At 68.4% G+C, this 22,098-nt stretch carries 21 protein-coding genes and 2 pseudogenes; 6 read left to right on the top strand and 17 right to left on the bottom strand.

The window, feature by feature from the left end:
* Nucleotides 1-44 precede the first annotated feature (44 nt).
* The 3 genes from ACWDSI_RS04025 to ACWDSI_RS04015 all read right to left on the bottom strand — a co-directional run bounded on the left by ACWDSI_RS04025 (nt 45) and on the right by ACWDSI_RS04015 (nt 4,136).
* Complete coding sequence (locus ACWDSI_RS04025) at nt 45-2,351, bottom strand: polyribonucleotide nucleotidyltransferase (RefSeq protein WP_449755746.1); 2,307 nt, start codon at nt 2,349-2,351, stop codon at nt 45-47.
* A gap of 411 nt (nt 2,352-2,762) precedes the next feature.
* Nucleotides 2,763-3,032 carry a 30S ribosomal protein S15 gene (gene rpsO / locus ACWDSI_RS04020; protein ID WP_449747556.1) on the bottom strand — a complete coding sequence of 90 codons (270 nt, stop codon included), beginning with the start codon at nt 3,030-3,032 and terminating at the stop codon, nt 2,763-2,765.
* A gap of 120 nt (nt 3,033-3,152) precedes the next feature.
* Nucleotides 3,153-4,136, bottom strand: coding sequence for a bifunctional riboflavin kinase/FAD synthetase (locus ACWDSI_RS04015; protein ID WP_449747418.1), 984 nt, complete (start codon nt 4,134-4,136; stop codon nt 3,153-3,155).
* A gap of 206 nt (nt 4,137-4,342) precedes the next feature.
* Here ACWDSI_RS04015 and ACWDSI_RS04010 point away from each other — a divergent pair, with 206 nt between their 5' ends.
* Nucleotides 4,343-5,086 carry a metal-dependent transcriptional regulator gene (locus tag ACWDSI_RS04010; protein WP_449747419.1) on the top strand — a complete coding sequence of 248 codons (744 nt, stop codon included), beginning with the start codon at nt 4,343-4,345 and terminating at the stop codon, nt 5,084-5,086.
* Nucleotides 5,087-5,158: 72 nt separating this feature from the next.
* Here the strand turns inward: ACWDSI_RS04010 and truB are convergent, their stop codons facing one another.
* The 3 genes from truB to ACWDSI_RS03995 are packed head-to-tail and all read right to left on the bottom strand — an operon-like array spanning nt 5,159 to nt 7,693.
* Nucleotides 5,159-6,058, bottom strand: a complete 900-nt coding sequence (gene truB / locus ACWDSI_RS04005; RefSeq protein WP_449755745.1) for a tRNA pseudouridine(55) synthase TruB — start codon at nt 6,056-6,058, stop codon at nt 5,159-5,161.
* A gap of 1 nt (nt 6,059) precedes the next feature.
* Nucleotides 6,060-6,716 (bottom strand): 4'-phosphopantetheinyl transferase family protein, encoded by a 657-nt coding sequence (locus tag ACWDSI_RS04000; protein ID WP_449755744.1) that lies wholly within the window; start codon nt 6,714-6,716, stop codon nt 6,060-6,062.
* A complete protein-coding gene (locus ACWDSI_RS03995; RefSeq protein WP_449755743.1) occupies nt 6,713-7,693 on the bottom strand; it encodes a metallophosphoesterase family protein in 981 nt (326 codons plus the stop codon). The genes ACWDSI_RS04000 and ACWDSI_RS03995 overlap by 4 nt, the downstream gene beginning before the upstream one ends.
* A 90-nt stretch (nt 7,694-7,783) precedes the next feature.
* Here ACWDSI_RS03995 and ACWDSI_RS03990 point away from each other — a divergent pair, with 90 nt between their 5' ends.
* The gene (locus tag ACWDSI_RS03990; protein WP_449755742.1) at nt 7,784-8,524 is read left to right on the top strand and encodes a hypothetical protein; all 741 of its coding nucleotides are present in this window, start codon (nt 7,784-7,786) and stop codon (nt 8,522-8,524) included.
* A 44-nt stretch (nt 8,525-8,568) separates the two neighbouring features.
* On the opposite strand, the gene ACWDSI_RS03985 is transcribed toward ACWDSI_RS03990, so the two are convergent.
* The 8 genes and pseudogenes from ACWDSI_RS03985 to rimP all read right to left on the bottom strand — a co-directional run bounded on the left by ACWDSI_RS03985 (nt 8,569) and on the right by rimP (nt 16,566).
* On the bottom strand, nt 8,569-9,924 hold the full coding sequence (locus ACWDSI_RS03985; protein WP_449755741.1) for an MATE family efflux transporter: 1,356 nt from the start codon (nt 9,922-9,924) through the stop codon (nt 8,569-8,571).
* 23 nt (nt 9,925-9,947) lie between these two features.
* Nucleotides 9,948-10,904, bottom strand: coding sequence for a DHH family phosphoesterase (locus tag ACWDSI_RS03980; RefSeq protein ID WP_449747425.1), 957 nt, complete (start codon nt 10,902-10,904; stop codon nt 9,948-9,950).
* A complete protein-coding gene (gene rbfA / locus ACWDSI_RS03975; protein WP_449755740.1) occupies nt 10,901-11,407 on the bottom strand; it encodes a 30S ribosome-binding factor RbfA in 507 nt (168 codons plus the stop codon). The genes ACWDSI_RS03980 and rbfA overlap by 4 nt, the downstream gene beginning before the upstream one ends.
* A gap of 113 nt (nt 11,408-11,520) precedes the next feature.
* Nucleotides 11,521-14,322: a translation initiation factor IF-2 gene (gene infB, locus ACWDSI_RS03970; protein WP_449755739.1), complete on the bottom strand. Its 2,802-nt coding sequence runs from the start codon at nt 14,320-14,322 to the stop codon at nt 11,521-11,523.
* Between the two features lie 79 nt (nt 14,323-14,401).
* Complete coding sequence (locus tag ACWDSI_RS03965; protein WP_449747576.1) at nt 14,402-14,572, bottom strand: hypothetical protein; 171 nt, start codon at nt 14,570-14,572, stop codon at nt 14,402-14,404.
* 9 nt (nt 14,573-14,581) lie between these two features.
* Nucleotides 14,582-14,716, bottom strand: a pseudogene (locus ACWDSI_RS03960) (YlxR family protein); the annotation flags it as partial.
* A 142-nt stretch (nt 14,717-14,858) separates the two neighbouring features.
* Nucleotides 14,859-15,899, bottom strand: a complete 1,041-nt coding sequence (nusA, locus tag ACWDSI_RS03955) for a transcription termination factor NusA (protein ID WP_449747428.1) — start codon at nt 15,897-15,899, stop codon at nt 14,859-14,861.
* A 109-nt stretch (nt 15,900-16,008) separates the two neighbouring features.
* The gene (gene rimP / locus ACWDSI_RS03950) at nt 16,009-16,566 is read right to left on the bottom strand and encodes a ribosome maturation factor RimP (protein WP_449747429.1); all 558 of its coding nucleotides are present in this window, start codon (nt 16,564-16,566) and stop codon (nt 16,009-16,011) included.
* Between the two features lie 142 nt (nt 16,567-16,708).
* Here rimP and ACWDSI_RS03945 point away from each other — a divergent pair, with 142 nt between their 5' ends.
* The 3 genes from ACWDSI_RS03945 to ACWDSI_RS03935 all read left to right on the top strand — a co-directional run bounded on the left by ACWDSI_RS03945 (nt 16,709) and on the right by ACWDSI_RS03935 (nt 18,115).
* Nucleotides 16,709-17,251 carry a hypothetical protein gene (locus ACWDSI_RS03945; protein ID WP_449755738.1) on the top strand — a complete coding sequence of 181 codons (543 nt, stop codon included), beginning with the start codon at nt 16,709-16,711 and terminating at the stop codon, nt 17,249-17,251.
* Nucleotides 17,248-17,679, top strand: coding sequence for a ferritin-like domain-containing protein (locus tag ACWDSI_RS03940; RefSeq protein ID WP_449755737.1), 432 nt, complete (start codon nt 17,248-17,250; stop codon nt 17,677-17,679). The genes ACWDSI_RS03945 and ACWDSI_RS03940 overlap by 4 nt, the downstream gene beginning before the upstream one ends.
* A gap of 64 nt (nt 17,680-17,743) precedes the next feature.
* On the top strand, nt 17,744-18,115 hold the full coding sequence (locus tag ACWDSI_RS03935) for a cupin domain-containing protein (protein WP_449755736.1): 372 nt from the start codon (nt 17,744-17,746) through the stop codon (nt 18,113-18,115).
* Between the two features lie 12 nt (nt 18,116-18,127).
* Here the strand turns inward: ACWDSI_RS03935 and ACWDSI_RS03930 are convergent, their stop codons facing one another.
* Nucleotides 18,128-19,858 carry a proline--tRNA ligase gene (locus tag ACWDSI_RS03930; protein WP_449755871.1) on the bottom strand — a complete coding sequence of 577 codons (1,731 nt, stop codon included), beginning with the start codon at nt 19,856-19,858 and terminating at the stop codon, nt 18,128-18,130.
* A 40-nt stretch (nt 19,859-19,898) separates the two neighbouring features.
* On the opposite strand from ACWDSI_RS03930, the gene yaaA reads away from it, so the two are divergent.
* Nucleotides 19,899-20,639 carry a peroxide stress protein YaaA gene (gene yaaA / locus ACWDSI_RS03925; protein ID WP_449755735.1) on the top strand — a complete coding sequence of 247 codons (741 nt, stop codon included), beginning with the start codon at nt 19,899-19,901 and terminating at the stop codon, nt 20,637-20,639.
* A 46-nt stretch (nt 20,640-20,685) separates the two neighbouring features.
* Here the strand turns inward: yaaA and ACWDSI_RS03920 are convergent.
* Nucleotides 20,686-21,914: pseudogene (locus ACWDSI_RS03920) on the bottom strand (IS30 family transposase).
* Complete coding sequence (locus tag ACWDSI_RS03915; protein ID WP_449755734.1) at nt 21,914-22,078, bottom strand: hypothetical protein; 165 nt, start codon at nt 22,076-22,078, stop codon at nt 21,914-21,916. Before ACWDSI_RS03915 ends, ACWDSI_RS03920 begins: the two are co-directional and overlap by 1 nt.
* Nucleotides 22,079-22,098 lie beyond the last annotated feature (20 nt).

Below are 22,098 nucleotides of genomic sequence, written 5' to 3'. Positions count from 1 at the left end.
CGCCACGCACTCAGTGCGCGACGGGCCGGTGGGTGAGGTGATGATCAGGCGTCGGCGCCGGCCTTGTCGTCGGCCGGTGCGGCCGCATCGTCGTCGACCGGAACGAGGCTGATCTTGCCGCGCTCGTCGATGTCGGCGATCTCCACGCGCAACTTGGAGCCGACGTTCACCACGTCCTCGACCTTGTTGATGCGCTTGCCCTTACCGAGCTTGGAGATGTGCACCAGCCCGTCGCGGCCGGGCAGCAACGAGACGAATGCGCCGAACGCGGTGGTCTTGACCACGGTGCCGAGGAAACGCTCCCCCACCTTGGGCAACTGCGGGTTGGCGATGGCGTTGACGCGGTCGATGGCGGCCTGAGCCGATTCACCGTCGGAGGCGCCGATGAACACGGTGCCGTCGTCCTCGATGGAGATGTTGGCGCCGGTCTCCTCGGTGATGGTGTTGATCGTCTTGCCCTTCGGGCCGATCAGCTCACCGATCTTGTCCATCGGGATCTTGATGGTGGTGATCCGCGGTGCGTACGGGCTCATCTCGTCGGGCTCGTCGATCGCCTCGGCCATCACGTCGAGAATGGTCAACCGGGCGTCCTTGGCCTGGCTCAACGCACCGGCCAGCACCTGGCTGGGAATGCCGTCGAGCTTGGTGTCGAGCTGCAGCGCGGTGACGAAGTCCTTGGTGCCGGCGACCTTGAAGTCCATGTCGCCGAAGGCGTCCTCGGCGCCGAGGATATCGGTGAGCGCCACGTAACGGGTCTCACCGTCGACGGTGTCGGACACCAGTCCCATGGCGATACCGGCGACCGGGGCGCGCAGCGGCACACCGGCGTTGAGCAGCGACATGGTGGACGCGCACACCGAGCCCATCGAGGTGGAACCGTTGGAGCCCAACGCCTCCGACACCTGGCGGATCGCGTACGGGAAGTCCTCGACGCTCGGGATCACCGGCACCAGGGCACGCTCGGCGAGCGCACCGTGGCCGATCTCGCGGCGCTTGGGCGACCCCACTCGACCGGTCTCACCGGTCGAGTACGGCGGGAAGTTGTAGTGGTGCATGTAACGCTTGGAGGTCTCGGGTCCCAGCGAGTCGATCTGCTGGGCCATCTTGACCATGTCGAGGGTGGTGACACCCAGGATCTGGGTCTCGCCGCGCTCGAACAGCGCCGAACCGTGGGCACGGGGGATGACCCCGACCTCGGCCGAGAGCGCACGGATGTCGGTGATGCCGCGCCCGTCGATGCGGAAGTGATCCGACAGGATGCGCTGGCGCACCAGCTTCTTGGTGACCGAGCGGTAGGCCGCGCCGATCTCCTTCTCGCGTCCCTCGAACTGCTCGCCGAGCTTGCCGAGGATCTCGTTCTTGAGTTCGTCGGTCTTCTCGTCGCGCTCCTGCTTGCCCGGGATGGTGAGGATCTGCGCGAGACGCTCGGTGGCCTCGGCGGCGACCGCGTCGTAGGCGTCGGACTCGTAGGGCGGGAACAACGGGAAGGCGGCGGTCTCCTTGGCGGCGGCCGCGGCCAGCGACTTCTGTGCCTCACAGAGGCGGGCGATGAACGGCTTGGCGGCCTCGAGGCCCTCGGCGACGATGGCCTCGGTGGGGGCCTGCGCGCCGCCGGCGATGATGTCGATGACATTGTCGGTGGCCTCGGCCTCGACCATCATGATCGCCACGTCGGCGGTATCACCGCTGCCGGCGACGATCCGGCCGGCCACGACCATGTCGAACACCGCGCCTTCGAGCTGCTCGTTGGTCGGGAACGCCACCCACTGACCGGACTTGTTCTCCTCGGTGGGGATGAGCGCGACACGCACGCCGCCGACGGGGCCGGAGAACGGCAGCCCGGCGAGCTGGGTGGATGCCGACGCCGCGTTGATCGCCACGACGTCGTAGAGATCCTTGGGGTCGAGCGAGAGCACGGTGACGACCACCTGGATCTCGTTGCGCAGACCGTCGACGAAGGACGGGCGCAGCGGGCGGTCGATGAGGCGGCAGGTGAGGATGGCGTCGGTGGAGGGGCGGCCCTCGCGGCGGAAGAACGAGCCGGGAATGCGGCCGGCGGCGTACATCCGCTCCTCGACGTCGACGGTCAGCGGGAAGAAGTCGAAGTGCTCCTTCGGATGCTTGGAGGCAGCCGTGGTCGACAGCAGCATCGTCTCGTCGTCGAGGTAGGCGGTGACCGATCCGGCGGCCTGCAGCGCCAGGCGCCCGGTCTCGAATCGGATGGTGCGGGTGCCGAAGCTGCCGTTGTCGATCACGGCGGTGGCTTCGGTGATGGCGTCGTCGAACTCCTCGGTGTCGAATCCCTGTGCGTCGAGATCGTTCGAGACGTCCGTGGTGGTCACATCTGTCATGTGAGGTGATGGTCCCTTCGTGGCGATCGCCGTCGGTGGCGATCGGTGTTTCATTCGGCTGTGGCCGACCCGCGTCACGGGCACGGAGCCGTGCGGTGATGCGCGCTGATGACCCGCGCGCAGCGGGCGCTGACCGGCAATGGGTCAGGACACGACGTCGGCCGGAGCGATACCTGGGAGAAGACGTCGAACGTGCCGGGCGCACTCGGCGCGCCGCGGAGGCTCAGACGGCCTTCGATCGAAGCGGCCGGAACCTTGTGTTCCGGCGGCCACTACCGAGGACCGATCTGACGTGTCATCACGAACAACGGATCTACCTGTGGCAACGATCCGGACTGAGTTTATCAAACGCCACCGGCCACCTCCGCGAGGCGGAGGTGGCCGGTGGCAGATGTCTGACGAGAGGTCCGCTCAGCGACGCAGGCCGAGGCGCTCGATCAGCGAGCGGTAGCGCTCGATGTCGACCTTGGCGACGTACTTGAGCAGCCGGCGGCGACGGCCGACGAGCAGCAGCAGACCACGACGGCTGTGGTGATCGTGCTTGTGCTCCTTGAGGTGCTCGGTCAAGTCGCTGATGCGCTTGGTGAGCAGCGCCACCTGGGCCTCGGGAGAACCGGTATCGGTCTCGTGCAGGCCGTACTCGGCGAGGATTTCCTTCTTCTCGGTAGCTGTCAAAGCCATGGAGATACTCCTGTTGTGTTTCAGTGCCGCGTCCTTCGTGACCGGCGGCGATCCACCCGGATCTGCCGTGCCGGTTCGGTGCGCCGCCGCGGACTGCAGCAGCACCGACGCTCCAGGGTATCAACCGTGCTGGTCGAGGCCCAAATCGCGTGTCAGCAGTTCGCGCGTCCTCTCCACGTCCCCGGCCATCGCGGTCAGCAGGTCGTCGATCCCGGCGAACTTCTCCATACCCCGGATACGCGCCACGAAGTCGACAGCGACGTGCTGGCCGTACAGGTCGGCGCTGGTGTCGAGGACGAAGGCCTCCACGGTGCGGGTTCGTCCGGAGAACGTCGGGTTGGTCCCCACCGACACCGCTGCCTGATAGCTCTCCCCCGGCTCCACCTGCCCCACCACCGGGCCCGCGCCGAGCACCGTGAACCACGCCGCGTACACACCGTCGGCGGGAATCGCCGCGTACATCGGGGGCGCCACGTTGGCGGTGGGATAGCCGAGTTCGCGGCCGCGGCCGTCACCGCGCACCACCACTCCCTCGACCCGGTGCGGGCGTCCGAGTGCTTCGGCGGCTCGTTCGACGTCGCCGGCGGCCACACAGGAACGGATGTAGGTCGACGAGTAGGTGACGGCGTGTTCGCCGAAGAGTGAGACGGCCGCAACCTCGAATCCGAACCGCTGTCCCAGTTCGGTGAGCTTCGCGACATCCCCGGCGGCCTTCTTGCCGAACGTGAAGTTCGCGCCGACCACCACGTCGGCGGCATGCAGGCTTTCCACGAGCACGTTGTGCGCGAAGTCCTTCGGCGACCGCGACGCCAGCTCGGGGGTGAAGGGCATCACGCAGAAGACGTCGATGCCGAGTTCTTCGGCCAGTTCGGCGCGGCGGGTGAGAGTGGTGAGCTGCGGCGGATGCGTTCCCGGGCGCACCACCTCGGCGGGATGCGGATCGAACGTCATGAGTACCGACGGGATACCGCGTTTCGCCGCGGCCGTGGTGGCGGCGTGGATCAACTGCGCATGTCCGCGGTGCACACCGTCGAACACTCCGATGGTGACCACGCATCTGCCCCAGTCCGCGGGCACGTCCTCCAGACCTCGCCAACGCAACACGCGCACCAGCCTACGGTGGTCGTCACCGCCAAACCAGACTGCCCATGGCGCCGGCGTGCGTGCGTGAACCTCATCCGGCGAGACCGTGAACGCGGGATACCCGTCGAACCAACCGACGGTGGGTGATGCGCAGGCCACCCGACGACAGCCATCGGCCGGGTCGCCGTTGTGGCGGGCCGCACCGATTGCGGGGCTAAGCTCAAACCATGCCCCAGTCACGTGCGGCCGCGTCGTCGACGAGGTCGGGTTCCGGCGAATCAGCGGCGTCCACCGATACGCGTGTCACCGAACTGTCGACCGTCACGCAGGACTACCTGAAGGTCATCTGGACCAGCCAGGAATGGGCAGAGGTCAAGGTCACCACCACGATGCTCGCCGACAAGATGGGCGTGTCCCCGTCGACGGCCTCGGAGGCGATCCGCAAACTCGCCGACCAGGGCCTCGTGTCGCACGAACGCTACGGGGCGGTCACCCTCACCCCGGCCGGGCGCCGCGCCGCCATTCTGATGGTGCGCCGCCACCGGCTGCTCGAGACGTTCCTCGTGCGTGAACTCGGATACGGCTGGGACGAGGTGCACGACGAGGCCGAGGTGCTCGAGCACGCCGTCTCCGACCGCCTGATGGCGCGTCTGGATGCGAAACTCGGCCATCCCGACCGGGATCCGCACGGCGACCCGATTCCCGCGCTCGACGGGTCGGTTCCCACCCCGGACGCCTTCTCGCTCGCCGACCTCGACACCGACGCCAGCGGGACCGTCGCGCGGATCTCCGACACCGACCCGGAGATGCTGCGCTACTTCGACCGGCTGGGGGTGTCGCTGGACTGCGTGGTGCGGGTGGTGGAGAAGCGCCCGTTCGCGGGCACCATCTCGATCTCGGTGAACGAGGGCGCGCCGATCGATCTGGGCGACATCGCCGCCCGCGCGATCTTCCTCGTACACGACCGCTGAGCGGCATCTACGACAGGCGTGCGGTGTCGTAGACGGCGGCAGGCGTACCGGATGCCGTGCGGCGTAACGGATCTATCGCAACGTCGCCGGACGCACCACCATCACCGAACTCGCCCGCCGGCCCTGTTCCCGGACCAGCGCGATGGCCTTTCCGGCCGGGTCGACCACCACGTAGACGCCCGTCATCCCGATCGGTGTCAACCACCGTCCCTGACTGATGGATTCGGCGTCGGCGTCGTCGATGTCGCGGTGCGGGAACGAGATCAGTGCCGCCTCGTCGATGGTCAGGCTGCGTTCGGGATTGTCGGCGAGTTCGGCAAGTGTGCGGGCGTGAGCGAGGGTGAACGGCCCCACCGCGGTGCGCCGCAACGCCGTCAGATGCCCGCCGACATGCAATGCGGCGCCGAGATCACGCGCCAGCGATCGGATGTAGGTCCCGGCCGAACAGTCCACCTCCACGTCGAGATCGAGGTAGCCGTCGACCTGTCGCCGCTCGCCGATGTCGAAGCGCGACACCGTGACCGGACGGGCGGCCAAGTCGAAGTCGGCACCGGTGCGGGCCAACGCATGGGCGCGGCGGCCGTCGACCTTGATCGCGCTGACCCGCGCGGGTACCTGCTCGATGTCGCCGGTGAGCACGGCCACCGCGTCGGTGATCTGCTCGGGTGTCACGTCCGAGACGTCGGTGCGCGAGATCACCTCGCCCATCCGGTCGTCGGTGTCGGTGGCGGCGCCGAGCCGAATCGTTGCGGTGTACGACTTGGTGGTCAGCGACAGCAGGCCGAGCAGCTTGGTGGCCCGTTCGATCCCGATCACGAGCACCCCGGTCGCCATCGGGTCCAGGGTCCCCGCGTGGCCGACCCGACGGGTGTTGAACAGTTTTCGGCAGCGCGACACCACATCGTGACTGGTGATGCCCTCGTCCTTGTCGACGATGACCAGCCCGGCGTTCTCGATCGATGCGTCGGCCATGTCAGCTCACCGCGATCGTGGTGGTGATGAGATTCCGGTCGATCAGCCAGCCGCCGGTGAACTCACGCAGGGGTGCCCCACCGTCGATGACCGACCCGTCGATGAGGATCGTCGAGGTGAACGTGCCCGTGGTGTTCCCGGTCTGTTCGAACGTGATGTGCGCGTCCTCGAATCCCAGCCAGCGCTGCGTCAGCGGAAACCACGCCTTGTAGGTGGCTTCCTTGGCGCAGAACAACAATCGGTCCCAGTGCAGAGTGTTCGGGCGGGTGGCCAGCACGTCGCGTTCGGCCGCGATGCTGGTGTGGGCGAGTACTCCGTCGGGCAGTGCGTCGTGCGGTTCGGCGTCGATGCCCAGCGACCGGACCTGCATCGCGTAGGCCGCGACGGCACCGCGGTAGCCGTCGCAGTGAGTGAGGCTGCCCACGATCTGGTTGGGCCACAACGGCATTCCCCGCTCACCCCGCAGGATGGGCGCGGGTTGGACACCGAGCTGCGAGAGGGCTTGGCGTGCACAGTGTCTGGTGGTGGTGAATTCGCGGCGCCGTTTGTCCACCGCACGCGCGATCAGCGACTCCTCGGCGGGCATCGGGGTGAGTCCGGCCGGGTCGTCGAACAACTCGGCCGCGGCCACACCGGCGGGTAACAGTTTCTCGATCACTGCGGCGACCCCCCGTCGGTGCCGCGTGCGGCGCGTTCGGCACGGCGTTGCGCGACGCGCCGCGCGAACTCCTTGGCCCGTTCCTCGTAATCGGGTGGCAGATGGAATCGCGCCCCGTGCGCGGGCAGGTCGTGCTCGGCGATGCCCGGGTCGGGTGCGATCTGGCGCAGCAGCGGCTCGGGCAGCCCGCGGCGTTTCCATTCGCGGGGGTAGCCCACCGACACCTCCTCGAATCGCACGCCGTCGTACCAGGTGGTCCGCGGGATGTGCAGGTGACCGTAGACGCAGCACGCCGCGTGGAAGCGGGTGTGCCAGTCGGCGGTGAGTTCGCTGCCGCACCACAGTGCGAACTCCGGGTAGAGCAGGGCGTCGGTCGGTTCGCGACGCAGCGGCCAGTGGTTGATAAGGATCGTGGGTTCGGCGGGGTCGATGGCCGCCAGCCGGGCGCGGGTGGCCTCGATGCGGGCACGCCCCCACGCGTCACGCGTGGGATACGGCTCGGGCGAGAGCAGGAACTCGTCGGTGGCCACGACGTTGCGTTCCCGCGCCACCGCCAGCGCCGCGAGTGCCGTGGACGTGCCCGCGGGCCGGAACGTGTAGTCGTAGAGCAGGAACATCGGCACGATCCGCACCGGCGGGGTGCCGTCGCCCGGGTCGAAGAGCGGATAGATGTCCTCCGGTGTCACCACCCCGAGGTCACGGGCGGCCTGCACCAGATAGTCGTAGCGGGCGACGCCGAAGATCTGCAGCGGGTCCTTGGCCGTGGTGTACAGCTCGTGATTGCCCGGCACCCAGATCACGGTGTCGAAGCGGGCACGCAGGCGGCGCAGCGTGTCGACGATGTCGTCGGTGCGTTCGGAGACGTCACCGGCCACGATGAGCCAGTCGCCGGGATCGGTGGGACGGATCTGGTCGATGATGTGCTCGTTGCCACGATGCGCGACGTGCAGATCGCTGATCGCCCACAGAGTTGCCACGAGGATCCATCGTGCCAGAACCGGTTGGACGAACGACGTCCGCCGGTTGGCGATGGTGGTCGGCGCCGACGGCCGTGAGACGATCACGCGGTGATGCCGCAATCCCCCGCCCATGTCGTGCCCGCCCGACGTCCACTCGGCGACCGCGGTCCCTGGTGGGCGCATGTCCTCGTCGGCACCGCGGTCGTTGTCGTGTTCGTCGTCGCCGAAACCGTGATCTCGTACGCCTTGGTGCGCACCTGGAACCCTGGTGTGACCAAATGGATCTCCCTGGCGATCTATACACTCGTCGACTTCACCTACGTGCTGGTGTTGGCGGTGTGGGCGCGTTCTGGCCGGCAGCGTGTGGCCGCCGTCCTGTTCACTGTCGCCGCGATGATTCTGCAACGGGCATTGGTGGCGTCGTGGTACGCGGGCTGGTTGACAGGGGCCTCGGGCGACTTGCCGACGGTCGTGAAGTGGCTGTTGCCGGTGGTGTACTACTCGGCGATCGTCCTCGGGTGGACCATCGCTCGACGACGCACGTGGTTCACTCTTCTGGGCGTGGTGCCTGGCGCGGCGGTGATCGCCGTCGCCGCGTGGATCTCCGGCTACCACTATCCCCACTTCGAAGGCCTTGTGGGCAGCCTGCAGAGTGCGCTGCTGGATGCAGGCCTCGCCGTGGCGGGCATCGTCGTGTTCTGGGCGTGCGACGGTCTGGGATTGCTGGTGCGTCGCAACCGACCCGGAGGTGCCGACCCCGCGGCGATTCAGCCGCCCTACTATGGGCGGCCGTTTCCCCCGGCTCAGCCCTTCCACCAGCGTGACGGGTTCTACGGTCGGCAGTCGTAGACGTCGCGTGGGCCGGCACGCCGCCGGCCGTGGCCGGGCCGCGATCAGGGCGACGACGAGTCGATGCCCACCCGTCGCCACCGCCCGGAGCGGATTCGCCACGCGACGGTGACCATCCGGACCAGCATGAACACCACCAGGCCCGTCCAGATGCCGGCCAGACCCCACCCGAACGCCAGCGACAGCCAGATCAACGGTAGGAATCCGCACACCGCGGCGATCAGGGTGGCGGTGCGCAGGAAGGCGGCGTCGCCGCTGCCGAGTAGCACCCCGTCGAGCGCGAACACCACACCGGCCACCGGCAGCATCGCGACGAAGAACCACCACGGGGTGGCGATCGCGTCGAGCACGTCGGGATCGGTGGTGAACACTCTCGGCAACACCCCGGCGCCGGCCGCGAACAGCAGCGCCATCGCCGACGCCGCGATCACCGACACCACGGTGACGCGGCGGGCCACCGACTGCGCCGACCCGATCGCGCCCGCACCCAGAGCGGCGCCCACCAGGGCCTGCGCGGCGATGGCCACCGAGTCGAGGAACAGTGACATGAACTCCCACAGCTGCAACACGAGCTGGTGGGCGGCCACCGCGGCGACGCCGAACCGTGCGGCCACCGCGGCCGCCGACAGGAAGCAGACCTGGAAGGACAAGCTGCGTACCACCAGATCGCGGGCCATCAGCAACTGTGCGCGGATGATCGCCGGACGCGGCGCCAAGGCGCGACGCCATCCTGGGTTCGACCGCAGGGTTTCGCGGAGCAGCCGACCGCCGAACAGCAGCCCGGTGATCGACTGCCCCACCACGTTCGCGACAGCACTGCCGGGCAGGCCCATCCGCGGGAAGAACCACAGCCCGTGCACCAGCCCCACCAGTAACACAGCACCGATCGACAGCCCGGTGACGACGTAGATAACGGGCCGGCGCGTCTCCTGCACCCCACGCATCCACCCGTTCCCGGCCATCGACACCAGGATCAGTGGTACCCCGAACACCGCGATCCGCATCCACTCGGTGGCGTCGACGGCCACCGCCGCCGCTTGCGGGGTCGCCGACCCCACCATGAGCCTCATCACCCACGGTGCGAGCGGGTAGGCGACCGCGACGATTGCGGTACCCACCCCGAGTGCGATCCACGTGGCCTGCACACCTTCGGCCACCGCGCCCACGCGGTCGCCGGCGCCGAACCGTCGGGCAGATCGGGCGGTGGTGCCGTAGGAGAGGAACGTCAGCTGGGTGCTGATCACCGACAGCACCAGTGCGGCGACGCCGAGGGCGGCGAGTTCGGTGCCGCCGAGTCGCCCGACCACGGCCAGGTCCAACAGCAGGTAGAGCGGCGGCGCGACGAGGACGGCGAGCGCCGAGACGGTGAGCAACGCAATCCGGCGTACGCCGGCATCCACCGACGGGGTGGACGTCGAGGCGCTCAGAGCGACTCCACCAGGCGGGCCACCACCTCGTCGGCGGTGCCGGTGTCGCTGTAACCGGAGGCGTGGCGATGTCCGCCGCCACCGTGGGAGCGGGCGATCGGAACCAGATCGACGATCGATTTCGATCGCAACGACACGGTCCACCGCTTGTCGTCGACCTCTTTGAACACCGCGGCCACCTCGGCGTCGGCGGCGGTGCGTACCAGGTCGATGACGCTCTCGGATTCCTCCCAGCTCATGCCGGCCAGCGCAGTGCGGTCCACCACGGCGTACACGAGGCCTTCCCCGTCGCACGCGTGGGGCAGCAACTGCGCGTTGGCCAGTGCGTCGGCAACCATCCCGAACCACCGGAACGGGTGGGTGTCGAACAGTGCGCGGCTCCACCTGCGGACGTCGACTCCGGTGTCCAGCAGACGCGCCGCCACCCGGAAGGAGTCGGGGCGGGCCCATTTGAACGAGCCGGTGTCCGTGGACAGCCCTGCATACAGGCAGGTCGCAATGTCGGCATCCAGCGGGACGCCGAGGATGTCGAGGACCCGCAGGATGAGCACGGCCGTACAGTCGGCGCCCGGATCGACGTAGTCGAGGTCGGCGAAACCGGTGTTCGACGCGTGATGGTCGACGACGATCGAGGTCTGCGCCGCGTCGAGATGTGGCTGCAGGTCGGCGAGACGTTCCGGGCTCGCCGCATCGACCGCGACCACCGTCGGGTACCCGTTCACCTCCGCGGTGTCGACCAGCAGTTTCGCGCCGGGCAGCGCGTGGAGCGCCGCGGGCAGCTCTTCGGGGCCGGGAAAGGCCACCTCGACGGTGATGCCGAGCCGGTCGAGGGCGATACCGAGGCCCAGTCCGCTGCCGATGGTGTCGGCGTCGGGCCGCACATGGCAGAGGATGGTGACCGCGGACGCCTCCTCGAGTGCCGCGGCCACCTCCCTACTGGAGACGGCGGTCACTCGTCGCTACCGTCCTCGTCGTCCCCGGGCTGGTTCTCCCCGGGCTCCTCGTCCCCGTGCTCATCATCCCCGTCCGACTTGGTGCGGTACGGGTCGGCGTCGCCGGCGGGCCGTGCATCGCGCGCCTGCCGGGCCACCAACTCGTCGCTGGCCCGGGCTCGCGCCACGAGTTCCTCCATGTGCCGCGCCGCGTCGGGCACGGTGTCGAGGACGAAGGTCAGGGTGGGGGTGAACCGGACGCCGGTGCCTGCACCCACCTTCGACCGAAGCACTCCGGTCGCCTTGGCCAGACCCGCGGCGGCGTCATCGAACTTGGGTTCGTCGTCGATGGACTCGCCCATCACCGTGTAGTACACGGTGGCGTCGTGCAGGTCATTGGTGACCCGGGCATCGGTGATCGTGACGTGTGCCAGTCGTGGATCCTTGATGTCGTGGGCGATGGCCGACGCGACGATCGACGAAATCCGCTTCGCCAGTCGCTGCGCGCGTGCGGGATCTGCCATGTCTGTCCTTCCTCGACTACCCGACCACACCGGGCCGGTGGAGAAACGTACTCCCCTTCCGCGCCGTTTGCGGCGACGCGGAAGGGGAGCCGTCTCACTTTCTTCGGTGCGCGTCAGTCGCGCGGCTTCTCCTGCAGCTCGTACGTCTCGATGACGTCATCGACCTTGATGTCGCTATAGGTGAGGGTCAAACCGCATTCGTAGCCTTCGCGAACCTCTGTGACGTCGTCCTTCTCCCGCCGCAGCGAGGAGATGGTGAGGTTCTCTGCGACCACGACGTTGTCGCGCAGCAGACGGGCCTTGGCGTTACGCCGCACGATGCCCGACTGGACGAGGCAACCGGCGATGTTGCCGACCTTCGACGACTTGAAGATGGCCCGGATCTCGGCGCGGCCGAGTTCCACCTCTTCGTAGATCGGCTTGAGCATGCCCTTGAGCGCGCTCTCGATCTCGTCGATGGCCTGGTAGATCACCGAGTAGTACCGGATGTCGACGCCTTCGCGGTTGGCCAGCTCGGTGGCCTTGCCCTCGGCGCGGACGTTGAATCCGATGATGATCGCGTCCGATGCCGCCGCCAGGTTGACGTTGGTCTCGGTGACGCCGCCGACACCGCGGTCGATGACGCGCAACGAGACCTCGTCGCCCATGTCGATGCCGAGCAGCGCCTCTTCGAGGGCCTCGACGGTACCGGCGTTGTCGCCCTTGAGGATCAGGTTCAGCTGGCTGGTTTCCTTCAGCGCCGAATCCAGATCCTCCAGGCTGATCCGCTTGCGGCTGCGAGCGGCCAGCGCGTTGCGCTTGCGCGCATTGCGGCGGTCGGCGATCTGCCGGGCGGTGCGGTCCTCCTCGACGACGAGCAGGTTGTCACCCGCACCGGGCACCGACGTGAAGCCGATGACCTGTACCGGACGCGACGGCAGCGCCTCGGCCACGTCGTCACCGTGTTCGTCGACCATGCGACGCACACGTCCGTACGCGTCGCCGGCCACCACCGAGTCACCGACCCGCAGGGTGCCGCGCTGCACGAGCACGGTGGCCACCGGGCCACGGCCACGGTCGAGGTGCGCCTCGATGGCGACACCCTGGGCGTCCATGTCCGGGTTGGCCCGCAGATCCAGCGACGCATCGGCGGTGAGCAGCACCGCTTCGAGCAGCTGATCGATGTTGGTGCCCTGTTTGGCCGAGATGTCGACGAACATGGCGTCGCCGCCGTACTCCTCGGGGATCAGTCCGTACTCGGTGAGCTGACCGCGGATCTTCGCCGGGTCGGCACCCTCCTTGTCGATCTTGTTGACGGCCACCACGATCGGCACGTCGGCGGCCTGCGCGTGGTTGATCGCCTCCACCGTCTGCGGCATCACGCCGTCGTCGGCGGCAACCACCAGGATCGCGATGTCGGTCGACTTGGCACCGCGGGCACGCATGGCGGTGAACGCCTCGTGACCGGGGGTGTCGATGAAGGTGATGAGCCGATCCTCGCCGTTGAGGTGGGTGTTCACCTGATAGGCACCGATGTGCTGGGTGATGCCGCCGGCCTCGGCCTCGCGGACATTGGCCTTACGGATGGTGTCCAGCAGTCGGGTCTTGCCGTGATCGACGTGACCCATGACGGTCACCACCGGCGGCCGCTGCTCGAGATCGTCCTCGTCGCCCTCGTCCTCACCGTAGGAGAGGTCGAAGCTCTCGAGGAGCTCACGGTCCTCGTCCTCCGGGCTGACCACCTGGACGGTGTAGTTCATCTCCGAACCGAGCAGTTCGAGCGTCTCGTCGTTGACCGATTCGGTCGCGGTCACCATCTCACCGAGGTTGAACAGCGCCTGGACCAGCGATGCCGGGTTGGCGTCGATCTTGTCGGCGAAGTCCGACAGCGAGGCTCCCCGGGCGAGACGGATGATCTCGCCGTTGCCGCGCGGCAGACGGACACCGCCGACCGCCGGTGCCTGCATGTTCTCGTACTCGGCGCGTTTTGCGCGCTTGGACTTGCGGCCCTTGCGGGGCGCGCCACCGGGGCGGCCGAACGCGCCCGCGGCACCGCCGCGCCCACGTCCACCGCCGCCGCCACCACGGCCACGGAAACCGCCGCCGGCGGGAGGTCCGCCGGGAGCACCGGTCCCGGTGCCGCCACCGCGGTAGCCGCCACCGCCGGCACCACGACCGGCGCCGCCGCCGCGGCCGGGACGTCCCGCATCGGGACGCGCCGCGCGGCTGGGCATGGCACCCGGATTGGGCCGGGGCGGCATGTTGCCCGGTGTGGGGCGCGGACCACCCTGACCGCCGCCGGGACGGGGTCCACCCTGACCGGGACGACCCGGCGCACCGGGCCGACCGCCGCCGGGACGAGGACCACCCTGGCCCGGACCGGGACGCGGACCCATCGGTCGCGGAGCCGGCGCGGGAGCCGACGAGTAGGGATTGTTACCCACACGCGGTGCGCGCGGGCCGGGCTTGGGTCCCGGTGCCGCCGGACGCGGTCCGGCGGGGGCCGGTGCCGGGCTCTGCGCTGCGGCGGGCTTGGGCGCCGCGGGCTTCGCGGGAGCCGGTGCCGCAGGAGCGGGAGTCGGTGCCGACGGTGCGGGTGCCGACGCCGCGGCGGCCGGGGTCGGCGCCGGGGCGGGTGTGGACTGTGGTTTGGGTGCCGGACGCGCCGCCGGCCGGGCATCGCCGGGCTTGGGTGCGGCGCCGTTGCCGCGACCGGATGCGCCGGGCTTCGGCGCGGAAGGCCGGGCGGCCTGGTTGCTGGTTGATCCCCCGTCTTTACCGGGGAAGGATTCGCGCAGTCGACGGGCCACGGGGGCCTCTACGGTCGACGACGCCGATTTGACGAACTCGCCTTGTTCCTTGAGACGCTCGAGCACTTGTTTGCTCGTCACGCCGAGTTCTTTGGCCAGTTCATGCACGCGGGCCTTGCCTGCCACTGCTCTCCTCACTTGGAGGCCGAGCGGCTTGCCCGCCACGGCCTCGAATTACGTCCGATACGTGCTCATCGTGGGGACTTCACGGTGTGCTCATGTCTTCTGCTACCTGTTCTGGCCCTTGCGGACCGTTCTCGTCAGTGCCGGCACCGGCATCGGCGTCGAGCACTTCGGTGAGGTCGGACTGATCGACGATCAGGCCGGGTGTCCTCAGTGCCGTCGCGAAGGCCTTGCGCCGCACCGCCGCCGACACACAGTCGGCTCGCGGGTGCAGCCAGGCACCTCGTCCCGGCATGGTCCTCGAGTGATCGACCAGGATTGGTGGCCGGTCACCCTCGCGGGCGACCAACCGGACCAGCTCGTCGATGCCGCCGCGTTTCCGACAGCCGACACACATACGCACCGGACCCTGGCGGAACCGGTCCGTTTCCGGCCGGTCCCCCCGATCACGCCGACCGACGCCGTGCGGCGCAGTCGACGAGTCTCGTTGAACCATCGATCAGTCTAGCGCGCCCGAGCGGCGTGCAGGCAATCGGTGCTCATCGCCGCTCGTCCCGTCGCCCGGCGCCGCCGGTCTCCGACGACCCGCCGTCGGGGTCCACGTCGGACCGGATGTCGATGCGCCATCCGGTCAGTCGGGCGGCGAGGCGGGCATTCTGGCCTTCCTTGCCGATGGCCAGCGACAGCTGGTAGTCGGGTACCACCACCCGCGCGGCCTTGCTCGCGAGGTCGATCACCGAGACCGAGACCACCTTCGCCGGCGACAACGCGTTGCCGACGAACGCCGCGGGGTCGGAGTCGTAGTCGATGATGTCGATCTTCTCCCCCGACAGTTCGCTCATCACGTTGCGCACCCGCTGCCCCATCGGTCCGATGCAGGCGCCCTTCGCGTTGAGTCCGCTCACCCCGGTGTGTACCGCGATCTTCGACCGGTGACCGGCCTCGCGCGCCACCGCCACGATCTCCACCGACCCGTCCTCGATCTCCGGAACCTCCAGTGCGAACAGCTTGCGCACCAGGTTGGGGTGGGTGCGCGACAGGGTGATCTGGGGTCCGCGCGTGCCCCGGGTGACGCCCACCACGTAGCACTTGATGCGGTCGCCATGGCGGTAGCTTTCGCCGGGCACCTGCTCGGCGGGCGGGATGATGCCCTCGGTGCTGTTGGCGTCGCTGCCGATCTGCACGACGACCATCCCGCGCGCGTTGGCGCGGGCGTCCTGCTGCACCACACCGCCGACGATCTCCCCCTCATGGGTGACGAGATCGCCGAAACTCTTCTCGTTCTCGGCGTCGCGGAGACGCTGCAGGATCACCTGACGCGCGGTGGTGGCCGCGATGCGGCCGAAACCCTCGGGGGTGTCGTCGTACTCGTGGACCACGTCGCCGTTCTCGTCGAGTTCCTGCGCCATCACCCGGACGGCACCGGTCTTGCGGTTGACGTCGATGCGCGCGTGCGGGGCGAACCCGTCGGTATGGCGGTAGGCGGTGAGCAGGGCCGTCTCGATCGCGACGATGACGGTGTCGATCGAGATGCCCTTGTCGGCCTCGATCATGCGTAGGGCGTTGATGTCGATGTTCATGGTGTGGAACTCCTATTCACTTGTCGGCTATTCACTTGTCTGCTGATCCATGTGCCGTCACTGTCGGTCGATGCGCTCGGTTCCTCGGTTCGCGGCCGTCGACGTCGGGTCAGGGCGCCGGCTCGGACGCCGCGGCTCGGCGTCGCGCGATCTCGGTGTCGTCGAGGCCGCATCGGCGCAGTTCGGCCTCACCGGGCCGGGAGAAGTCCACGTCGACCACCGCTCGCTCGATCCGGCTCAGGTCGACGGTGGTGACGCCGAGCCGTCCCCGATCGTTGGTGACGATCTCGACCGAGTCGTCGTCGAGTCGTCCCACCCGCCCGGCGAGACGGCGTGGGTGTTCGCCGTCCACGAGCAGAAGCTTCACCTTGCGTCCGGCCACCCGCCGCCAGTGGCGGGGTGCGGTCAGCGGACGGTCGATGCCCGGTGAGGTCACTTCGAGCGTGTAGTCCTCGGGGTCGACGGCGGTGTCCGCGTCGAGCACACCGGACAGGTCGCGGCTGAGGTCGGCGAGGACGTCGAGCGCCGCGCCGCCATCGCGATCGACCATCACGACGATGTCGGTGCCGTCCGGGCCGGAAGCCACCGTGAGATCCTCGAGATCGAATCCGTGGTCGGCGACGAACCGTCCGACGAGGTCGCGGACGGTCTTCTCGTCGACGCTCACAGCACACTCCTCGTCTTCAGTTGTCGGTTCGTCTGCACACGGTGACCGGGTACCAACGTCATGGTAGTCGATTCGATTCCGACCTCGACGCGACACACGCGCGCACGGCGCTCCGAGGAGTCCGACGACACGGACTGGCATCATGTGTCGGGTGACCGTCGCCGACCGAGACCGTTCCCTGACCGTCGACCGTCGCACCGTGTTGCGTGGGGGCGTGGCGCTGGGAGCGGGTGCGGTGCTGGTGGGTGCGGCGGCAGCGTGCGATAGCGGTCCCACGCCGGCGCAGATCACCGCCGGAGCACTGCTGCCACTCGCCCAGTCGGCGCTGGCGGATGCGGAGGCGGCGCGCGCACTGGCACCACGGGTCGCCGACTACGCTGCGGCTCTGCGCGTGGTGGCCGACCAGCGCGCCGACCACGCGACCGAGCTGCGCGCCGAGATCACCCGCCTCGACCAGGACACCGCGGCCCGCATCTCACCGGCCGCGAGCAGCACCACCTCTGCTCCGGCGACCTCGCCCGCACCCGCGCCGACGACCGGCACGCTCGACGAGTTGCGGTCCGCACTGACCGCGGCCGCGCGGACCGCCCACGACACCGCGATCTCCCTCAAGGGGTACTCGGCGGGGTTGTCGGGTTCGGTCGGCGCCTCGGTGACCACGCTGGTGCAGGTGCAACTGGGATGAGCGCCACCACCGACGCCCTCGTCGATGCCGCCGACGCGGAGAACGCGGCGATCTTCACCTACGGCGTGATGACCGCGTTCGTCTCCGCGGCTCGACGTGTCACCGTCGCCGACTACACGGCCGAACACCGGGCGGCCCGGGATGCGGTCGATGCGGCGATCACCGCGGCGGGCGGTACGCCGCCCGAGGCGGCCGCCGGTTACACGCTCGCGGCGCCGATCACCGACTCGGTGTCGGCGGTCAGGGCCGGACTGTCGGCGGAGAACGACTGCGCTGTCGCCTATCGGGTGGTACTCGAGCAGGCCGATTCGGAGGCTGCGCGAAGGCTCGGGGTGGACGGGCTCATCGCGTCGGCGTTGCGGGCGGCGCGCTGGCGTGTCGTACTCCGGGAATCACCGGCGACGGTGGCGTTTCCCGGAAAACCGTAGCAACCGTCGGGCATCGGACCGACACTCGTGGTGACGGCTCACGCTCTCCACCCGAGGAATGGTCATGGACGGTACATCCGACTCGCACGAAGGCGCGCACCAATCCGAACAGCCCGCCACGACAGGGGTCACCATCGAGTTGCTCACCACGGTCGATCTCGGCGCGGAGATCGAGGGCATGGCCGGGCATGAGCTGCGGATGCGGAAAGTGACCATCGAGCCGGGCGGGGTCTTCGGTCCGGTCCACGATCACATCGGCCGCCCCGGAACAGTCTTCGTCCTGCAGGGAACGATCACCGACCACCGCGACGGCCGATCGGTCGAGTACGGTCCCGGCCCCGGCTGGCCCGAAGACCATGCGACGGTGCACTGGCTCGAGAACACCGGAACGATCCCCGCGGTGGAGATCTCGGTCGACATCGTGCGTCGGCCCTGACCGGGCCGCCGCCTACGCGCGCGTCGCGGCGGTGATGGCCTCCACGGCGTCGGCGACGGGAACCTCGGTGCTCTCACCGGTGAAGCGATCACGCAATTCGATCACCCCATTGGCGTATCCGCGCCCCACCACCACCACAACCGGCATGCCGAGCAGTTCGGCGTCCTTGAACTTCACGCCCGGCGACGACTTGCGGTCGTCGAGCAGCACCTCGAGGCCCGCGGCGTCGAGATCCTCGGCGAGTTCGTTGGCGCCGGTGATCGCGGCGTCGTCCTTGTTCGCGATCACCAGGTGCACGTCGAACGGCGCCACCTCGCGCGGCCATCTCAGCCCCTTGTCGTCGTGGCACTGTTCGGCGATCACCGCCACCAGCCGCGACACACCCACACCGTAGGAACCCATCGTGAGACGCACCGGTTTGCCGTTCTCCCCGAGCACGTCCACCTCGAAGGCGTCGGTGTATTTCTGGCCGAGTTGGAAGATGTGTCCGATCTCGATGCCCTTGGCGGAAACCAGCGGTCCCTTGCCGTCCGGCGACGGGTCGCCGTCGAGGATCTGCGCTGCCTCGACGGTGCCGTCGGCGATGAAGTCACGGCCGGCGACGAGTCCCACGACATGCCGGTTGGGTTCGTCGGCGCCGGTGATCCAGGCGGTCCCGTCCACCACACGCGGATCGACGAGGTACCGGACACCGTTGGCCTGCAACGCTTTCGGGCCGATGTACCCCTTCACCAGGAACGGGTTGGCGGCGAAATCGGCGTCGGTGAGCAGTTCCACCTCGGCGGGTTCGAGCGACGCCTCGAGCCTCTTGAAATCCACCTCGCGGTTGCCCGGCACGCCCACACCGAGGAGTTCCCAGTCGCCGCCCGGTGCACGGACCTTGACCATGACGTTCTTGAGGGTGTCCCCGCCGTCGTAGGTGCCGTCGAGGGTCTCGTTGGCCCACGCCACCAGCGTCTCGATCGTGGTGGTGTCGGGGGTCTCGTGGACCCGGGCGGCGGGCAGTCCGTCGAACGGGATCGGTTCGGGTGCCGGCGTGATCACGGCCTCGACGTTGGCCGCATAACCCGACTCGACGCACCGCACGAAGGTGTCCTCGCCGACCTCGCTCTCGGCGAGGAACTCCTCCGAGGCGCTGCCGCCCATCGCGCCCGACGTCGCGGCGACGATCACATAGCTGACCTGTAGCCGCGCGAAGATCTTCTGATAGGCCTCGCGGTGGGCGTTGTAGGAGGCCTTGAGGCCGTCGTCGTCGAGGTCGAAGGAGTAGGAATCCTTCATGACGAATTCGCGGCCGCGCAGGATGCCCGCGCGGGGTCGCTCCTCGTCCCGGTATTTGGTCTGGATCTGGTAGAGCACCACCGGGAGGTCCTTGTACGAGGAGTACTCGCTCTTGACCAGCTGCGCGAAGATCTCCTCGTGCGTCGGCCCGAGCAGCATGTCGGTGCCCTTGCGGTCCTTGATCCGAAAGAGGTTGTCGCCGTACTCGGTCCACCGTGCGGTGGTCTCGTACGGGTCGCGCGGCAGCAGTGCGGGCAGCAGGATCTCCTGGGCCCCGATCGCGTTCATCTCCTCGCGGACGACGTTCTCCACGGCCCGGAACACCCGCAGGCCCAGCGGTAGCCAGCTGTAGACGCCCGGGGCCACCCGGCGCACGTAGCCCGCGCGCACGAGCAGCTTGTGGCTGGGGACCTCGGCATCGGCCGGGTCGTCGCGCAGGGTGCGCAGGAACAGCGTGGACATCCGTGTGATCACGGTTGTCCAGCTTAGTTAAGGTATGCCGGTGCTCGTCATCCTGCCTCCCTCCGAGACCAAGTCCGACGGAGGATCGGGCGCGCCGCTCGACCTCGACGCGTTGTCCTTCACCGAACTCAACCCGGTACGCGAGCGGGTCGCCGACGGGCTCGTCGAACTCGCCGCCGACCTCGACGCCAGCCGCACGGCGCTCGGTCTCGGGCGCACCCAGCTCGCCGAGGTCGACCGCAACGCGGATCTGTGGCTCTCCCCCACCCGGCCGGCGATCGAACGCTACACCGGCGTGCTGTACGACGCGTTCGACCTCGGCTCGCTCACCAGGGCGTCGAAGGCGAAGGTCGCCGACCGCATCGCGATCGGGTCGGCGCTGTTCGGTGTGGTGCGGGCACATGACCCGATTCCCGCCTACCGGTTGTCGGGGGGATCGAAGCTACCCGGAATGCCGACGCTGACGTCGCTGTGGAAGCCGGCGCTGTCGGCAGCGTTGGACGCCGTGGACGACTTCGTGGTGGACCTACGGTCGGGGATCTACCAGCAGCTCGGCCCGGTGTCGGGGGCGGTCACCGCGACGGTGGTGACCGAGGCGCCCGACGGCAGCCGGAAAGTGGTGAGCCACTTCAACAAGCACTACAAGGGCCTCGTCGCACGAGAGCTGGTCCGCACCCGACGCAACGTGCGCGACGTCACTGCGTTGGCGTCAGTGCTCGCCGACGCGGGCCAACGTGTGGAGGTGACGTCCGCAACAGAGGTGACCGTCCTCACCGGTTGAGCGTGCCCACATTTCCGTTGAGCGTGCCCACGTTTCCGTGGCGGATTCAGCCAGTCGACGCAACACCTATGGCTGGTGTTGGGAGGTTAGCAGTTCGGTGAAGGCTTCGGTGGGGGTGCGGAATCCGAGTGCTGCTCGGGGTCGGTTGTTCAGTGCCGCAGCAACGTGGGCCAGGTGTTCACTGGAGTGAACAGACAGATCGGTTCCCTTCGGAAAGTATTGTCGTAGAAGCCCGTTGGTGTTCTCGTTGGTTCCGCGTTGCCATGGTGAGTGCGGGTCACAAAACCACACCTGCAGGTCATGGTCGAGCGCGATATCGGCATGGGCTCCACGCATTTCTGACCCTTGATCCCAGGTGATCGAACGACGCAGATGCGCGGGCAGATCACCGATCCCGATCTTGATCGCATCGCGCAGATCCTCACCGGTACGGGTGGTCGGTAGGTGCAGCAGGATCGTGAATCGGGTGACCCTGTCGACCAACGTGCCGATCTGGGACTGCCCGTCACGGCCGAGGATGCAGTCACCCTCCCAATCACCGGGTACCGCGCGATCGGCGACGGTGGCCGGGCGGTTGGCGATCAGCAACTCCCGCGGCACGATACTGGCCCCGGTGGTGGCCGTCGCCGGCTTACGGGCGGTCCGCCCCGTCCGCAACGACGCCTTGACCTGTGCTTTCATCTCCCCGCGAGGAAACACATACAGTGATTGATAGATCGCTTCATGGCTGATGCGCATGCACTGATCATCCGGGAAATCCTCCACCAACCGGGCACTGATCTGCTGGGGAGACCAATGCTCATCACCGGCGAGCTTGTCCCACACATACGCCCGTAGCGCGGCGTTGACCTCAAGCCTGCGCGCCTTGGGCCGCGCCCGATGTCGCTGGGCCTGCCGCTGAGCATAGGCGGCGCCGTAGCCGCCGCGGGGAGCCTGATTGCGCCGCAACTCGCGGCTGATCGTCGAGGGCTCCCGCCGCAGATCACCCGCAATCTGACGGATCGACAAGCCCGCACTGCGCTTGTTCGCAATCAGATCGCGCTCATCAGCCGACAAATACCGCGACTGCGGGCCACTGCCATGCTCGTCGAGTACTGCCGGCCTGCTCACAACAGGTATCACCCCACCATGTTTGGCCATCAGCTTGCTTCCCAACCGCACCGAGAACCCCGCGTGTCGGGCAGCCTGCCGCGTACTCATCCCCGCCGCCCGCGCCTGCCAGAACTCCCACACCACCACCTCCGGCATCGCCTGCCCCCGCTTCAACCCTCGCATCACACACCCCGTTCACTAGGAGGTGTTGCGACGATCCCTTGAACCCGCCCGTCGAGCGTGCCCAGATCCCCGTCGAGCGTGCCCAGATCCGCGTCGACCGTGCCCAGATCCCCGTCGACCGTGCCCAGATCCCCGTCGACCGTGCCCAACCGGACAGGACTCAACCGAGAACGGGCACGCTCAA

The organism is Gordonia sp. NPDC003429 (assembly GCF_053588575.1).
Note: the sequence above shows the minus strand (reverse complement) of the source record. Positions and strands in the feature narration are given on the sequence as shown.

Excerpts from the sequence above, each read along its gene's own strand:
- rpsO (WP_449747556.1), bottom strand. The coding sequence starts at position 3,032 with ATGGCTTTGACAGCTACCGAGAAGAAGGAAATCCTCGCCGAGTACGGC.
- nusA (WP_449747428.1), bottom strand. The coding sequence starts at position 15,899 with ATGAACATCGACATCAACGCCCTACGCATGATCGAGGCCGACAAGGGC.
- truB (WP_449755745.1), bottom strand. The coding sequence starts at position 6,058 with ATGGCCGACGCATCGATCGAGAACGCCGGGCTGGTCATCGTCGACAAG.
- ACWDSI_RS03945 (WP_449755738.1), top strand. The coding sequence starts at position 16,709 with ATGTGTCGGGTGACCGTCGCCGACCGAGACCGTTCCCTGACCGTCGAC.
- ACWDSI_RS04025 (WP_449755746.1), bottom strand. The coding sequence starts at position 2,351 with ATGACAGATGTGACCACCACGGACGTCTCGAACGATCTCGACGCACAG.
- ACWDSI_RS03940 (WP_449755737.1), top strand. The coding sequence starts at position 17,248 with ATGAGCGCCACCACCGACGCCCTCGTCGATGCCGCCGACGCGGAGAAC.
- ACWDSI_RS04010 (WP_449747419.1), top strand. The coding sequence starts at position 4,343 with ATGCCCCAGTCACGTGCGGCCGCGTCGTCGACGAGGTCGGGTTCCGGC.
- rbfA (WP_449755740.1), bottom strand. The coding sequence starts at position 11,407 with ATGGCAGATCCCGCACGCGCGCAGCGACTGGCGAAGCGGATTTCGTCG.
- ACWDSI_RS03930 (WP_449755871.1), bottom strand. The coding sequence starts at position 19,858 with ATGTCCACGCTGTTCCTGCGCACCCTGCGCGACGACCCGGCCGATGCC.
- ACWDSI_RS03935 (WP_449755736.1), top strand. The coding sequence starts at position 17,744 with ATGGACGGTACATCCGACTCGCACGAAGGCGCGCACCAATCCGAACAG.